We start from the raw sequence: 15,429 nt of genomic DNA, 5'->3' as shown, positions 1-15,429 counted from the left end.
GCTCTATCGGGGGCTAAGCCCCCGATAGAGCGAAATAAATTCACCCCTCGAAGCGATACCCCATCCCATGCTCGGTGAACAGGTGATGTGGATTCAGCGGGTCCGTTTCTATCTTCTGACGCAAGCGGCCAATGTACACACGCAGATATTCTGCTTCATTGCCATATTCCATGCCCCATACATTTTGCAATATCACGCGATGTGACAAAACCTTGCCCGCATGTTTCAACAAGTAAACGAGTAGGTTAAATTCAGTCGGTGTTAGATCCACAGGTGAATCTTTTACTGTCACGATATGCCGTTCCATATCCACGCGAATATCGCCGCGCACCAATTGCTCTTCATTCGACGAAGGCTCCAGCCAGCGCGCACGCCGAAGCACAGCCTTGATGCGTCCCATCAATTCGCCCACACCAAACGGCTTGGTCAAATAATCATCCGCGCCCAGGTCAAATGCCTGCACCTTATCCGACTCTTCTCCCAGCGCAGTCAAAATAATGATCGGCGTTTTGGATGTCTCGCGGATACGGCGCGTTGTCTCCAACCCATCCAGATGCGGCATCATCAGGTCCAGGATCACCAAGTCAACTTTCTCGTTATTGAAAGTCGCCAATGCCTCCAATCCATTCGAGGCCGTCAGCACTTTGTAATGGCGCGCTTCCAAATTGCGCCGCACAAAATCGCGCAACGGTTTTTCATCATCCACTACCAGCACAACAGGATCATTCATCACAGCTCATCTCTTACCTCATGCAAATTCAGAGGTATGGCAAACGCAATGCACGCACCCGCATTCATCGGCTCAACCCAAATCTCCCCTTTGTGTGCGCGCACAAGTCCCTGGCAAATTGCCAGCCCCAAACCCGCACCGCTCGTCACACGCGCAAGGCTGTCATCCAAACGATAAAACCTATCAAAGATGCGTTCGCTTTTTTCAGGCGGAATCCCAGGCCCATCATCCATCACGCGAAACACGATCATCTCGCCCTGCTTGTTGACATTCACCTGAATAAAAGCCTGCGCCCCTCCATACTTGACTGAGTTCTCGATCAAGTTACGGATGACAGTCTCAAGCCGAGTCCCATCTGCATAAAGGGATGGTAACCCCGCTTCGATCTGGACCTCGAACCTGTTCCCGCTTTCGAGGCGCGCCTGCCTCGCCCCGCGCGTGATGGTCTCTTCGATGTTGCACTTCTCCAAAGATAAACTCAATGACCCCGCTTCGATCCGTGATAGATCCAGAAGATTGTTTACCAAACTCGTTAATCGATCTGTTTCATTCGAAATGATGGACAAAAACTCTCTTTGCGATTTGCTGTCCCACTCCACATCCTCCGCCAGCAAAGTGGATGCATAGCCCTTGATCGCGGCCAGCGGCGTGCGCAACTCATGCGATACCGTTGATATCAGGTTCGATTTCATACGATCCAACTCGCGGTCGGCTGTAATATCATGCAGAATAATACCGCGCCCAATCGGCATGTCCCTTGCATCGGTTACATCGAAGGTCTCAAACCTTAGGTTCAATGGCCGCCCCGCATACATCACTGCAACCTCTGATTTTTGCCTCGACCCTTCAAGGATATTCTTGATCTCATCTTCCTTCGATATCTCTTCAATCGACTTGCTCAAAACGCGGTTCATCACGCGCTCCACTTGTATATTCGCCATATCCTCATTTGCGAGTTCGGATAACTCGGCCACTCTTCTATTGGCGTAAATGATCACACCTTTCAAATCACTCAAGATCAATCCATCTTCCATGGACTGCACCAGTGCTTCAAGGCGGTGTGTTTGTTCCTGCAATCGCGTGTCACTGCGTTCAAAAAGAATCGCGTTCTCGATTGCCATGGTAGCCTGGTTGGCAAAGCTCGATATTAGTTGGATCTCATTGGTCGTGAATTCATGCGGTGTAGAGTGATAAACAAGCAGGCATGTGGGCGGAGCGTGCTGTGTATTGAGCGGCACAGCCAGAACCGCGCGATACCCTTCCGCACGCGAGCGGGCTCTTTGCGGCTTATAAGAGGGGTCTGTTTCTGTATCGCTGACCTGGATGGGTTCACGCACTCGCAACGCACGCATGGCCACCGAACTCGGCTCACTCGGCTGGATGGACAATTGCTCAGTGAATCCCTGGGAGAGTCCGCGGCTGGCACGGATACGGAAAGCCCCGCGTTCTTCATCCAAGGCAATGATGGCGTTCCTCTGAACGTTTAGCAAACGGCCCACCTGTTCCAGAATGCGATCCAGCACAACACTTAGGTCAAGAGACGAAACAACGGCGGTGCTGGTTTCAAGCAAAGTGGCCTGTTCCTTCATGCGCTCGGCAATGGAATTTTCCATCCGTAAAATACTGCGGATCAGATTCCCGATCTGGTCGCGGCGCCTGGACATTTTTTCGATCTGCGTGCGCTGGCCTTGTTCAATTTCCTGATTCAACCCAATCGCTTCGGAAACGGGGGCCAGTTTTTCAATCGGATTAATTACCCGCCATGAAAGTATCCCCCAAAATGCAAGCCCAATCAGAATAAAGGTTGCCACTGCCACCTGTGTGATGCGCTGCAAAATAATTCGAGTGGCGAATGCGTTCGCGGTGGGACGGCTGATGATCACACCCCAATCCACGCTGGGAATGGATGCGTAAGTATATAAACGTTCTTCATCATTGAGGTCGGTTTCCACAATCGAGCCGCTATTTCCTTCCAGCGCTTGTGTATAAACATCAGGCAGTATTTCCGTAGCAGGTATTAATAAGAATGCAGGGTCGGGGTGTGCTATGACTTGTCCGCTTGCATCAAGGATGAACACTTCAAATCCCTCTTCATTCTCATGCTCCGAGACAATTGCAGAGAGGGTGTTGCTCAGGCTTTCCAATTTTATGTTTGTACCAACCAGCCCAAGGAATTCCCCGTTTGCAGAACGAACGGGCATGACCGCAGTCGCAACGGCCTGATTGGTGGTGGGTGAAATGCGTCCCTCTGAAATTAATGGAGAGGTGGAATTCAAAGCGTTTTGATAATAACTGCGAAAGGAAAAATCAACTCCCACTGTAGAACTGGGGCCAGTGGGATAGTGATACAACATGATCCCATCTGCATCCAGGCGATATATCAAGTTCACGTCCGACCGTGTGCCCAATACGATTGAAAAAATATCCTCCATACTTGCCTCTTCTGCATCGATCACGCTTGCATAAGAAGAAAGTTCTTCCACGGTTTTCAGCGAATTGCTGATCGCAATATCTGTTTCGAGTGCAATCGCACGCGCCAACGCAATATCATTGGCTTCCACATCACTTCTAATTCTCTCCCCCACCAGGCGGTCAAATACCAACAGCGTCACCAGAAACGGGATGATCAGTAACAGGTAAAACGCGAGGAGTTGAAGCCCAAGATCGCGGTAGAAGGTCAACCATTTGCGCATGGAGGTTGGGGACAATTTTACTACTCAAAGTTATGCCGCACCGCCTGGCCCATCGAATCCGCCAATCTCCGCGAATTTACGCCAACTGAATATGAATTCGCGAGGATTAGTGAAGATTAGCGGATAAAAAATCCAAATGCGATTACCCAACCCAACATGAGGTTGCAGTGAGGGAACTTTGCTCAATAATGCAGCGTCATGATTTGTAGTACCATAACTCTTAAAGGAGGGCTTGTCTCATGACCGATAATCGAAAGCAGATATTCAGTTCCAAACGCAGCCTTGTCTTCGCTGGGAGTTTGTTGATCTTGTGCATTGGGCTCGTTTTGTGGTCAAAGTGGTTTTATCCTAGCCTTTTCACCGCGGGAGACACGACCTCCATTCCCATCAATCTGGGTTCTCCACCATCAACGAAGGAGGACGCTGGCAGTCAGGAGGACAAATATGGGATAAGCATCAAACTGAGTGAGGGACAATCACAGCCAGATGTGGTGGAAGTATTGCCATTGGCAACTGGGGAGCCTCTTTCACCGCAAGAGATCGAATTGATCTTATCGCGTCTGCCCGCCCTGCTGCCTGCTCCTGATCAACAGACTGAGTTCAATCTGCCGCAGGAGATTCTGCCTCCGCCACGCGCGGGCGAAACCATCAAAGAGACGTTCCCGGCTCTCGAAACAGAACCAATTCCGGGGGCGGTTGATGCGGGTCCTCTTCAAGTGTTGCGATTCGCCCCGGAAGGGGAAATCCCAATCGCGCCTTTTGTCAGCATTACATTTAATCAAGCCATGGTTCCTTTGGGGACTCTGAGTGATCTGGCCGTTGTAAATGTGCCGGTGCAAATCGAACCAGCCCTGCCCGGTACATGGCGCTGGGTCGGAACCAAGACCCTAACTTTTGAATATGATTCCGAATTGATAGACCGCCTGCCCAAGGCAACCGAATACCGCGTGACCGTGCCATCTGGGACAAAATCAGTTACTGGCGGGATACTGGCTGAATCAGTCACATGGACATTTAGAACGCCGCCGCCCAAAATAGTACTGAGCCATCCAGACAGTTCTTCGCCGCAACCGTTAGACCCCATCTTTTTTATTTTGTTCGATCAACGCATTAACCCAACAGCAGTATTGGAAACCATCCAGGTGACAGCGGGCAGTGAGTCTGTGAAAATTTTATTAGCCAGCCAGACCGATATTGATAATGATGAGCGAGTCAGCCAATTGGTGAAGGATGCGCCCGAAGGACGATGGCTCGCCTTTAAGGTCGCACAATCCCTTCCAACTGAAACTGGTGTTTCCATAACCGTTGGGCCCGGAACACCCTCTAGCGAAGGGCCGCTGACCACCGCAGAAGTTCAATCCTATTATTTTTCAACTTATGCTCCACTGCGGATCGAGGAACATCGCTGTTCCTGGTACGATGACCGCTGCCCACCGTTGACTCCTTTTTACATCCGTTTCAATAACGCTTTGGATATGAATGTTTACAGTGAGGATATGCTGCGTGTTGAGCCTGAAATACCGGGCGTATCTGCCAATGTGTATGGCAACGCCATTGAAATCAGCGGTGAGACGAGAGGACAAACAACCTACACGGTTATAGTATCTGGAAAGATACAGGATATATTCGGCCAGCAATTGGGCAAGGATACCCGCCTGGCTTTCAAAGTAGGCAAAGCCGACTCAGTTCTGGTGAATATCGGGCAGACTTTTCTAACCCTTGATCCGACCGTTTCAAAAGCCATTTATTCGGTATATGCCATCAATTACAAGAAAGTCAATTTACAGATCTATGCTGTTCAGCCTACCGATTGGCCCGCGTACAAACATTATCTGCAAGAGTGGCAGCGGACTGATTCTCCGCCAAGGATGCCGGGCATACTTCTTACAAATAGATCGCTTGATCTAAACCTTCCCAGCGATGCTTTAACACAAGTTGACATTAACCTAAGCTCGTACATGGATGGAAACTTTGGTCATTTCGTTGTGATCGTTGAGCCGCCCCTGCCGGGAGTCTTTGAAAATGAAGAGGATAAGTGGAGGCGCTACTCGCAAACGATCATCACCTGGGTACAAATCACACAAATTGGTTTGGATGCTTACAACGACCATAGTGAAATGGTGGCCTGGGCCACAGACCTCAAAAATGGTGGGCCATTGGCTGGCGTAAGTATTGAATCTGATAGTGGAGGCGCAACAGTTTTAACCGGGGCTGATGGCATTGCAAGATTTGACATCCCCTCTGGTGCAACATATCTTGTAGCAAAGCGGGGCGATGACCGGGCTATCCTGCCGCGCTCAACTTATGCCTGGTACGATGATCCCTGGGTCGCCAGCCTACCCAATGACACGCTAAGTTGGTATGTTTTCGATGACCGTCAAATGTACCGCCCCGGTGAAGAGGTACACATCAAAGGCTGGCTGCGGCGAATTGGCGGTAGACAGAATGGTGATGTTGAGCTGGTAGGCAGTGGTCTACGCTCAATCAGTTATCAGGTCAATGATCCGTTTGGAAATGCTCTCAGCAATGGGCGCACGGATGTAAATGCCTTGGGCGGCTTTGATTTTGTATTTACTATTCCAGAGGCTACCAATCTTGGGAATGCCCAGCTTTATTTAACCGCTGAAGGCGATATAGGCGGGCTGGATGGAATCCAGTTTTATCATCAATTTCAGATACAGGAATTTCGGCGGCCTGAGTTTGAGGTGGCAGCGCGTAATGAAACCAGCGGCCCGTATTTTGCTGGCGACCATGCCACATTGGCAGTGGAAGCGAAATATTATGCCGGTGGCAGCCTGCCCAATGCGGATGTCACCTGGCAGGTGACAACTTCTCCGGGCACATATTCCCCACCCAACTGGCCGGACTTCACTTTTGGCAATTGGCAACCGTGGTGGTTCTATTATGATTTTGAATATCCAGGCAACGGTGGTGAAACCCAAACACAAAGTTTCATCGGTAAGACGGATGCCTCGGGCACACATTATCTGGGGCTCGATTTCAAACAGCAGGGTGACCCGGCCAGAGACCCTCAACCGAAAAGTGTGGTCACACAAGCCACCGTGATGGATGTCAACCGTCAGGCTTGGAGCAGCACAACCACTCTCCTGGTTCATCCCGCTGAACTATATATCGGCCTACGAAGCGAGCGGTACTTTGTCGGGCGCGGCACACCTCTCAAGGTGGATTTCATCGTCACCGATCTGGATGGCAATCCCGTTGAAAACAGACCAGTTGAGATCACAGCGGGTAGATTGGATTGGAAGTTCAAGGATGGGATTTGGGTGGAGCAAGTGGGTGACATTCAAACTTGCTCGCTTCTTTCCGCGCCCGAGCCTGCCACCTGTTCCTTTGAGACTCATCTCGGTGGAAGCTATCAGATCACGGCCCTTGTGACAGATGAGTTGGGTCGTAAGAACCAAAGCCGCTTCACACGTTGGGTCAGCGGCGGAGAGCAGCCTCCATCACGCAAAGTGGAACAGGAAAAAGTCACACTCATCCCGGACAAGGAAAACTATCAACCCGGTGATACGGCAGAGATCCTTGTGCAATCGCCATTCAGCCCAGCCGAAGGAATGCTTACCGTCAGCTGCAATGGCATTCTGTACACCACACGCTTCCAAATTGAGGATGGTTCCATCACGCTTAAAGTACCGATTGAAGAGGAGCATATCCCCAATCTGAACATCCAGGTTGATCTGGTCGGCTCCGCTCCTCGTGCCGATGATCAGGGTGAGTTGCTTGAGAATGCGCCGCCGCGTCCCGCTTATGCCAGTGGGCAATTAAACCTCAGCATTCCTCCCCTTCAACGAACACTATCCTTGCAGGTAACTCCCGACGAGAATGAATTGGAACCGGGCGGAGAAACTGCGTTGACCGTCATGGTGAAAGACGCTCACGGTGTACCGGTATCTGATGCTGAACTGGCAGTTGTGGTGGTGGATGAAGCCATCCTGGCATTGACCAATTATCAACTACGCGACCCGTTAACGGTTTTCTATGCAGATCGCCCTTCATATCTAACAAGCTTTTATGGTCGCAGCAGTATTATCCTGGCCGATCCGCAAAGCACACAGGCACTGGCCCGAGAAGCCAATCAATTTGCAGACCTGCTCGGTGGTCTGGGCGGAGCAGCACCAGCAGCAACGGAAGCGCCAGCTTCGGTTGAAGAGGCGGGGCAGGATGGTTATAGGGCCGCAACAGCACCCATTGATGTGCGTTCCGACTTTAATCCGTTAGCCACTTTTGCTCCCACCGTGCGGACCGGGTCTAATGGAGAGGCACGTGTATTGATCAAATTACCGGATAACCTCACCCGCTATCGGATCATGGTTGTGGCGGTTGATAATAAGGGAAGTCAATTCGGCATGGGTGAGTCAAACATCACTGCAAGGCTGCCGCTTATGGTGCGTCCATCCGCGCCGCGCTTCCTCAACTTTGGCGACAAATTCGAATTGCCGGTTGTGCTGCAAAACCAAACCGACCTGCCGATGACTGTGGATGTTGTGGCTCAAGCCACAAATCTAGAACTTGAAAACACTGGCTTGCGTGTGACCGTCCCAGCCCATGACCGGGTGGAGGTGCGCTTCCCAGCGGCTACGATCATGGCGGGCATTGTCCGTGTGCAGGTCGCGGCTGCATCAGGGAATTATGCCGATGCTGCAACCGTCGAATTGCCAGTCTACACCCCGGCCACCAGTGAGGCCTTTGCGACTTATGGCGTTATCGACGAAGGCATAATTGCACAACCTGTGCTGTATCCCTCCGATGTATTCCCACAATATGGCGGGTTGGAGATCACCACATCATCAACTGCATTGCAGGCGTTAACCGATGCTGTGTTGTATCTGGTGTCCTATCCCTATGAATGCTCCGAGCAATTGGCCTCGCGGATTCTGGCTGTGGCCTCCCTGCGCGATGCGCTGACAGCCTTCAAAGCTGACGGGTTGCCATCACCCACTGAAATGGAATCAGCTGTCCGCCGCGACATTGAGCGACTGCAAGGATTGCAAAACTTCGACGGTGGATTCCCATATTGGCGGCGCGGATTCGAATCGATTCCATTCAACACCATCCATGTAACTCACGCTTTATTCCGTGCCGAGCAAAAAAGCTTTGATGTCCCAGTTGAGATGCAGCAGAATTCACTGGCTTACTTGAAGGATATCGAAAGTCATTACCCAGCCTGGTATACCCCGGACACTCGCTGGACACTCAGCGCGTATGCGCTCTACGTTCGCAATTTGATGGGTGACCGCGATTCTCAGAAAGCTGAAAAACTTTTGAATGAGGCTGGGCTGGAGAATCTTTCGATGGAGGCCATCGGCTGGCTATGGCCTGTGATCGATGACAATAGCCAACTGGACGCCATTCGACTCTATGTAAATAATCATGTGGTTGAAACAGCCGGCGCGGCCAACTTCATCACTGATTACAGTGACCAGACTTATCTACTGCTCAGTTCCAACCGCCGCACCGACGCGATCCTATTGGATGCGTTGATCGAGGATAACCCGCAAAGCGACTTGATACCCAAGCTGGTCAATGGCCTGCTGGCACACCGCAGCAAAGGTCGCTGGGAAAACACGCAGGAAAATGTCTTCGTTCTGCTGACCCTCGACCGTTACTTCAAAACATACGAATCGCAGACGCCAGACTTCGTGGCGCGCATCTGGCTGGGAGATACCTACGCTGGCAGCAATGAATTCATCGGACGCACCTCGGATATTTACGAAACACTCATCCCGATGAATTACGTGCTCTCCGAAACATCGGCTGGCGGCGGAACACAAGATTTAATTCTAGGCAAAGATGGCCCAGGTAGACTCTACTACCGGCTTGGTCTGCAATATGCTCCCACCGACTTGAACCTCGATCCCCTGGATATGGGCTTTGTTGTTCAGCGTCGCTATGAATCCTTGGATGATCCCGAGGATGTATATCAGGATAGTGATGGCGTTTGGCACATCAAAGCTGGCACGCGTGTACAAGTTAACATCACAATGGTGGCTGATAACCGCCGCTATCATGTCGCGTTGGTTGACCCGCTTCCGGCTGGGCTGGAAATTGTCAACCCGGCGCTCGCGGTTTCAGAGAATATTCCGCAAGACCCAGCCAGCCCTGATTATCGTTATAGGTGGTGGTGGTGGGGCCCATGGTATGAGCATCAAAACATGCGCGATGATCGCGCTGAAGCATTCACTTCTTTACTTTGGGATGGCGTTTACGAATACACCTATGTAGCCCGCGCAACCACTCCCGGCACGTTCATTGTCCCGCCAGCTAAAGCCGAGGAGATGTATTCCTCCGAAGTCTTTGGAAGGAGTGGGAGTGATTGGGTGATTGTGGAGTAAACACATCTTTATGATTGAAAGTGTCCATTTATCTGAATCAAAAATCGGAACAAACTGTTCCGATTTTTGATTCGTTCACTATTTCGTTGTTTGTGTGGGACGTTTATTCTTTTTCACTTCAGTGCCTGGGACGCTATTTTTACGAGCTTCCTGTTTCATTTTTCGGTTATGGCGGGCCAACCCTTTAGATGGCCGCTTAACTTTGATCTTGACTGCTGTTGCGTTCAATTGTGTTGCTCCTTGTATTGTTATGCCTTACTTTTGTTGCTGGCTTCGTACTCCGCCCAAAGCTTTGCAATTTCCTCTCTGGCTTTCTGACGGGTATATCCATATTTGACTTGCAGCATGGTGACGAATTTATCCAGCTTCACTTCTGCCTTGTCCACTTTATTCAGGTCGTACTCGACCATCAAACTCCACTTGCCGTTGATCTGCTCTCGGATTATTTTCCATTTTTCTTCGAAGATCGCTCTGTTCATTATCATGTAATTATCCTTATCTTTCTTAAACGCTTCAATGCATTTTCCTAGGGTGGTTCTTTTTGGGTATTTCCAATCAATGGGAGCTTCATGATTTTGTTTAGAAGCGATAATTCATCTCCCCATATACGGCAAAACAAAATTTACGAACTCTGATCTAAGTTCATTGTACTACGTACTGTGGATAATGCTAGTGTGGTGGATTTCTCCTTTTTGTGCCTTCTACTATATGAGTAAAATCCGTGAAATGTCATTTTGTATTTCATGAGCTGAATGCTAAAATGAAAGTTGAGATGAAACATAACAAAGCCTTATTTCTCTTTATAGTTACGATTATTTTTACACTAGCTTGTATCGTGGGTGATCTTCCGCAGCCAATTTCCACTGCCACGCCGCCGACACAATCACCAACTGAAACGCGGACAGTGACCCAGGCACCGACCCGCACAGCGATTCCCACTCCTTTTCCAGATTATCCGATTGCAGAGCCTATTCCATTATGGGTAACAGAATTTGCAGACCCTATTCTTGCGGCAGTATCAAATCGTAAGCCTGATTTTCAGGACGACTTCTCACTGGATCGAAGATGGATCAATGTTATGTCTGGGATTATCCTGCCCCTTAAACCTGAAATACAGGATGGAATGTTATTTCTGAAGTTGCCTGAGAGAATCAGGGATTCGATCCTATATCATCCAAAGTTGAACCGCAAAAATTTTGTTTTGACTTTGGAACTTAGGTTTGACCACGGCCAGCCAGAAGATACCGTGCGATTCCAATTTGATCAATTCGCAGGCGAAAGCGTCGCCATCGATTTATCCAATAATAGACATTGGATGTTTCATTGGGGTGTTCTGGATAACTGGAAATCTATGGCTGGCATATACGAGCATTTTCCACCTGAGCACATCCCTGTGACGATCATTATGCGAGGCACTCAATGTGCTGTGTATTTTAACAATGACCCACTCACATATTTAGGCAACTGTAGAACCAGCCCATCCGTTGAATCACAGGTATGGGTTGCATCTTTCCGCTTGCTCAGAGATACCCGGCTTGCTGTTTCTGTAAACTTTGACAACCTGAAACTATGGGACTTGGACAAAATCTCTGATCTGCCCTAGGGCACGCTTGTGGCCGTAGAAAAAAGGCCCATTGCAATTCCTCCAACATCCCCAAGTTGCCCAAGACTCGTGAAATCACCTGCCCTGCAGATTTTTACCGTATTATATGCCTCATCAAAAATATCCAAGCAATCTGGTTACAGTAAATCCGAGAACGTTTTTCATTATGATGAGAATTCCCATAGATTTGGAAAAAATGAAATCTTTATCATTGAGGATCGCATGACATCTTATGCTCCTTTCTTTTCAAGATATTCGCTATAGCCGCCTTGATATTCCCTGAGTTGGCCATCCTCAATAACCAATAATCTCTCCACCGTACGGTCAAGGAAGTAACGGTCATGAGAAATAACGAGCACCGTACCCTCAAAATCCTCCAATGCCTGTTCCAGCACTTCGGCAGAGGCGATATCGAGGTTGTTGGTGGGTTCATCCAGTAGGAGGAAATTTGCACCTGAGAGAACGACCAAAGCCAATTGAAGCCTGCTGCGTTCACCGCCAGAAAGCTCGCTGATCTTTTGTGAGACTTGTTTATATGTGAACAAATAATGCAGCAGAAAAGCAGTCGCTCGTGATTCACTCATCTTGCCCGCATAACGGACAGCATCCAAAACAGTTTGATTGAAATCCAGAGTCTCATGTTCCTGCGCGTAATGCCCGATGGAAATGCTTGGGCCAATTTTGATTTCGCCAGCATCAGGTTGTTCCTGCCCGAGGATCATACGCAGCAGGACAGATTTTCCTGCACCGTTCGGACCGATCAACCCTACACGCTCACCATGCCGAATAATTTCGTTGAGATTTGAAAGCACTATCTTTGACCCAAATGACTTGGAGACCTCGGCAAGCTCCAAAACTTTATTGGAGCCACGCCAGCCATTGAGTCGCAAATCCATCCGCTTGCGCTCGGTGACAGGCTTCTCAACCTTGTCCATCTTATCCAACCGCTTTTGCATGCTCTTTGATTTTCGTGCAAGGTCTTCGTTATCATAGACCTTGCCCCAGATTGCCAAACGCTTTATAGCGGCCTCAAGGCGCTTGATGGTATGTTGTTGCGCGTGGAACATTTCCTCCTGCCGAGCCAGCCGCATTTCTTTATCAGCAATAAAAGAAGTGTAGTCACCTTCGAACACAGTCATTTTGCCGTCTTCGAGTTCGGCAATATGCGTGATGGCAGCGTCCAGCAAATAACGGTCATGCGAAATGATAACCACTGTCCCCTCGTATTCGCGGATGAGTTTTTCAAGATACATTTTTCCAGGCAGATCAAGATGATTATCAGGCTCGTCCAAAAGCAAAACATCAGGGTGGATAAGCAATAGGCGCGCCAACCCAACCAGTTTTTTCTGCCCGCCGCTCAACACCGACAGGGGCTTGGTCAATTCACTTTCAGCGAGTCCCAGCCCGAGCAGTAGTTCACGAACGCGCCCCGGATATGAGTCACCACCGAAGGATTGGTATTCTTCGATAAGCTTGTGCTGATGTTCAAGGGCGCGCTGTAACTTCTTTTCATTGCCATAGACTTCCACATCGCCCAGGCTTTTTTCCACATATTCCAATTCAGCATGAACTTCTGCCACCCGCGGATTGCCTGCGAGCGCGGCTGCAAACGCTGTCAGCGAAGAGTCAAGCTCGGGTTGTTGAGACAGGTATCCCGTTGTGATGAGGCGGGCGCGGGTGATCGATCCGCCCATTTCTGGGGAATATTGGCCTTCGATTAACTTGAAGAGGGAAGACTTCCCCGCGCCATTCGCACCGATCAAGCCGATCTTTTGCCCGCGGTGGATTTCCCAATTGAGGTTTTCAAAGATGCGTCTTGCGCCGAGGACGAGGGTGATGTTTGAGAGTTGAATTTGGATCATGGTATTTTCCGTTTTTCTGTATTGCGACATAAATGTCGCGGTACGATGACTTAAACAAAAACGCCGCAGGCAACCTGCGGCGTATGAAAGTTGAGATAATGCTTTCAGCGTACAGGCGCGATTCGAGGATGCCCTGCGTTGATGAAGCCACGCACACCGATGATCAATGGGGATTTGCCTGCACGAAATTCGTAAATCATGTTCGGGATTATACCTGATTCTCGACACTGATTAAGTCCCGGATATGATCGAGTACTTTGGGGCTGCGTGCGCCGCCATATAAGACTTGCGCGGCAATTTCCTCATCCAGTTTTTCGTTGGCGCCAAGGTCATTGACCAGCATTTGCAGAATCTTCTGGTCGCATTTATCAAGCAGGTCTGCGGCGCTTTGCACATCTTCAGGCAGCCACATCCTGCGGTTCCAAATGCGCTCGCTTGTATCGGTATCGAACTCGAAGCAAAAGGTATGGAATAGTTGATGAAGGGTATCCAGCACAAGTTGTGCATCGATCCTGGGCGTTGCGTTCGAAAAATACACCTCGGCAAATTCCTTTAATTCATTGAAGGTGAAATCGGGATTCGCCTTCACGATCTCATAGACTTTGTAAATGATCAACGGGCGATGCGTGGTAGGCGCCATGCGAATCTTGTGCGTTGAAAGAATATTCAAATAGCGCTCAAGTTTCTTTTCAGGGGAAATCGGTGCTGGTGGGTTTGGGCGCACGAACGATGCAGCATTTTGCTTTAGCGTAGGTTGATTACTACTCTGTTTCACTGCGGGCTGATTTTGTCCGCTTCCATTGCCCTGTTTCTTGAATTTATTCACGCCCTGCCATTTATCATAAAAGACAAATTTATCGCAGGCATTGACGAGATAATCGGCGCTGGTGCCGCTGATGCCCATGCCGATCACAGTTTTGCCATGCGCGCGCATGCGATGCACCAATTCCGTAAAATCGCCATCCCCCGAAACCAACAGGATGTGTGTGAAAGAACTTTTCTCACCGTAGAACAATTCCAGCGCATCGATCACAATGCGAATATCCGCGGCATTCTTTCCACGCTTGCTGTTGACGTGGATCAACTCCACGCCCAGGCTCAACAATTGACGCTGCTTGCTGGCGGCCTCAGCCCAATCGGCGTAGGCGCGGCGCAAGACCACCCGTCCCATTTGTGAAGCATAGTTGAAAATGCGGTTCCAATCCACATCGGCGCTTTTGCCGAAGGCTTCTTCCACACTTATTTCAATGTTGTCATAGTCGATGAATACGGCTACCTGTGAATCCTGTCCCATTTAAAACTCCAAAATTTTTTTCGAAGTATAGCATAGGCACAATATTCTGTGGCAAAATAGGGGCATGCCCATTCAACTGACCACTCTCAGCCAAACTTCTCTTCAAGATTACAACGATTGCATGCGCAGGTTCGAACTTCGCTATCTTCAACAATTGGCGTATCCCGCCATCGAAACCGAGCCTGCGCTTGAAAATGAGAAGCATCAAAAAGAGGGTGAATATTTTCATCGCCTTGTTCAACAATATTTCGTCGGCATTCCCGTGGAGCAAATTGGCAAATTAGCCAATACAGATAACCTGCAGCGCTGGTGGGATAATTTTATGAGTTCAAAAGACCTGTCAGGTCTAAAGACCGAAGTCACCCTTTCTGCGCCGCTCGGCAAATTTCGCCTCGTCGCCAAATATGATCTGATCGCCTTCGATAAGGATAAAATTTACATCTACGATTGGAAGACCTATCGCAGGCGCCCAAGGACGGAATGGCTCGCCATCCGCTGGCAGACGCGGGTCTATCGCGCATTGCTGGTGCAGGCTGGCGCACATCTCAATGACGGCAAGGCGATCCGCCCCGAGCAGATCGAGATGATCTATTGGTTCGCCGATTTTCCAAATGAACCCGCACGATTCATTTACAAAGCAGATCAATTCAAACGGGATTGGGATGCGCTTACAAAACTGGCAGATGAGATCACAACCGCCTCATCCTTCCCGAAAACTGATGAGGTCGCGAAATGCAGTTACTGCCCCTATAGATCGTATTGCAATCGCGGAGTCCGCGCAGGTGACGCGCTGGATGCCGAACTCGAGACCGAAGCCAAGGAATTGTTCGATATTAATTTTGAACAGATCGGGGAGATAGAGTTCTAATAACGCTCAGTCGGGGGCTAAGCCCC

At 49.6% G+C, this 15,429-nt stretch carries 8 protein-coding genes; 3 read left to right on the top strand and 5 right to left on the bottom strand.

Features of this window, described 5'->3' with window-relative positions:
• Window positions 1-40 precede the first annotated feature (40 nt).
• Both AC14M5_RS04855 and AC14M5_RS04850 read right to left on the bottom strand, forming a co-directional pair.
• Window positions 41-730, bottom strand: coding sequence for a response regulator transcription factor (locus tag AC14M5_RS04855; RefSeq protein ID WP_484028511.1), 690 nt, complete (start codon window positions 728-730; stop codon window positions 41-43).
• On the bottom strand, window positions 730-3,438 hold the full coding sequence (locus AC14M5_RS04850; protein ID WP_484028510.1) for an ATP-binding protein: 2,709 nt from the start codon (window positions 3,436-3,438) through the stop codon (window positions 730-732). Before AC14M5_RS04850 ends, AC14M5_RS04855 begins: the two co-directional genes overlap by 1 nt.
• A gap of 224 nt (window positions 3,439-3,662) precedes the next feature.
• On the opposite strand from AC14M5_RS04850, the gene AC14M5_RS04845 reads away from it, so the two are divergent.
• Window positions 3,663-9,776 (top strand): alpha-2-macroglobulin family protein, encoded by a 6,114-nt coding sequence (locus AC14M5_RS04845; RefSeq protein WP_484028509.1) that lies wholly within the window; start codon window positions 3,663-3,665, stop codon window positions 9,774-9,776.
• 248 nt (window positions 9,777-10,024) lie between these two features.
• Here AC14M5_RS04845 and AC14M5_RS04840 read toward each other — a convergent pair whose 3' ends face one another.
• Complete coding sequence (locus tag AC14M5_RS04840) at window positions 10,025-10,261, bottom strand: hypothetical protein (RefSeq protein ID WP_484028508.1); 237 nt, start codon at window positions 10,259-10,261, stop codon at window positions 10,025-10,027.
• 287 nt (window positions 10,262-10,548) lie between these two features.
• Here AC14M5_RS04840 and AC14M5_RS04835 point away from each other — a divergent pair, with 287 nt between their 5' ends.
• Window positions 10,549-11,379, top strand: coding sequence for a hypothetical protein (locus AC14M5_RS04835; RefSeq protein ID WP_484028507.1), 831 nt, complete (start codon window positions 10,549-10,551; stop codon window positions 11,377-11,379).
• Between the two features lie 230 nt (window positions 11,380-11,609).
• Here the strand turns inward: AC14M5_RS04835 and abc-f are convergent, their stop codons facing one another.
• Together abc-f and AC14M5_RS04825 are read right to left on the bottom strand one after the other, a co-directional pair.
• A complete protein-coding gene (gene abc-f / locus AC14M5_RS04830; RefSeq protein ID WP_484028506.1) occupies window positions 11,610-13,241 on the bottom strand; it encodes a ribosomal protection-like ABC-F family protein in 1,632 nt (543 codons plus the stop codon).
• A 208-nt stretch (window positions 13,242-13,449) separates the two neighbouring features.
• Entirely contained in the window at window positions 13,450-14,535 is a 1,086-nt protein-coding gene (locus AC14M5_RS04825; protein ID WP_484028505.1) for an NYN domain-containing protein, read from the bottom strand.
• A gap of 64 nt (window positions 14,536-14,599) precedes the next feature.
• Between AC14M5_RS04825 and AC14M5_RS04820 the strand changes: the two genes are divergently transcribed.
• Window positions 14,600-15,403 carry a PD-(D/E)XK nuclease family protein gene (locus AC14M5_RS04820; RefSeq protein ID WP_484028504.1) on the top strand — a complete coding sequence of 268 codons (804 nt, stop codon included), beginning with the start codon at window positions 14,600-14,602 and terminating at the stop codon, window positions 15,401-15,403.
• The last annotated feature ends 26 nt before the right edge of the window (window positions 15,404-15,429 follow it).

This window comes from Candidatus Villigracilis sp., assembly GCF_057083605.1.
The sequence above is the reverse complement of the archived record's forward strand: the minus strand, read 5'-3'. Positions and strand labels throughout refer to the sequence as shown.

What these genes read in the sequence shown, in the direction of transcription:
- AC14M5_RS04835 (WP_484028507.1), top strand. Translation starts at nt 10,549, where the DNA reads ATGAAACATAACAAAGCCTTATTTCTCTTTATAGTTACGATTATTTTT.
- AC14M5_RS04855 (WP_484028511.1), bottom strand. Translation starts at nt 730, where the DNA reads ATGAATGATCCTGTTGTGCTGGTAGTGGATGATGAAAAACCGTTGCGC.
- abc-f (WP_484028506.1), bottom strand. Translation starts at nt 13,241, where the DNA reads ATGATCCAAATTCAACTCTCAAACATCACCCTCGTCCTCGGCGCAAGA.
- AC14M5_RS04825 (WP_484028505.1), bottom strand. Translation starts at nt 14,535, where the DNA reads ATGGGACAGGATTCACAGGTAGCCGTATTCATCGACTATGACAACATT.
- AC14M5_RS04840 (WP_484028508.1), bottom strand. Translation starts at nt 10,261, where the DNA reads ATGATAATGAACAGAGCGATCTTCGAAGAAAAATGGAAAATAATCCGA.
- AC14M5_RS04820 (WP_484028504.1), top strand. Translation starts at nt 14,600, where the DNA reads ATGCCCATTCAACTGACCACTCTCAGCCAAACTTCTCTTCAAGATTAC.
- AC14M5_RS04845 (WP_484028509.1), top strand. Translation starts at nt 3,663, where the DNA reads ATGACCGATAATCGAAAGCAGATATTCAGTTCCAAACGCAGCCTTGTC.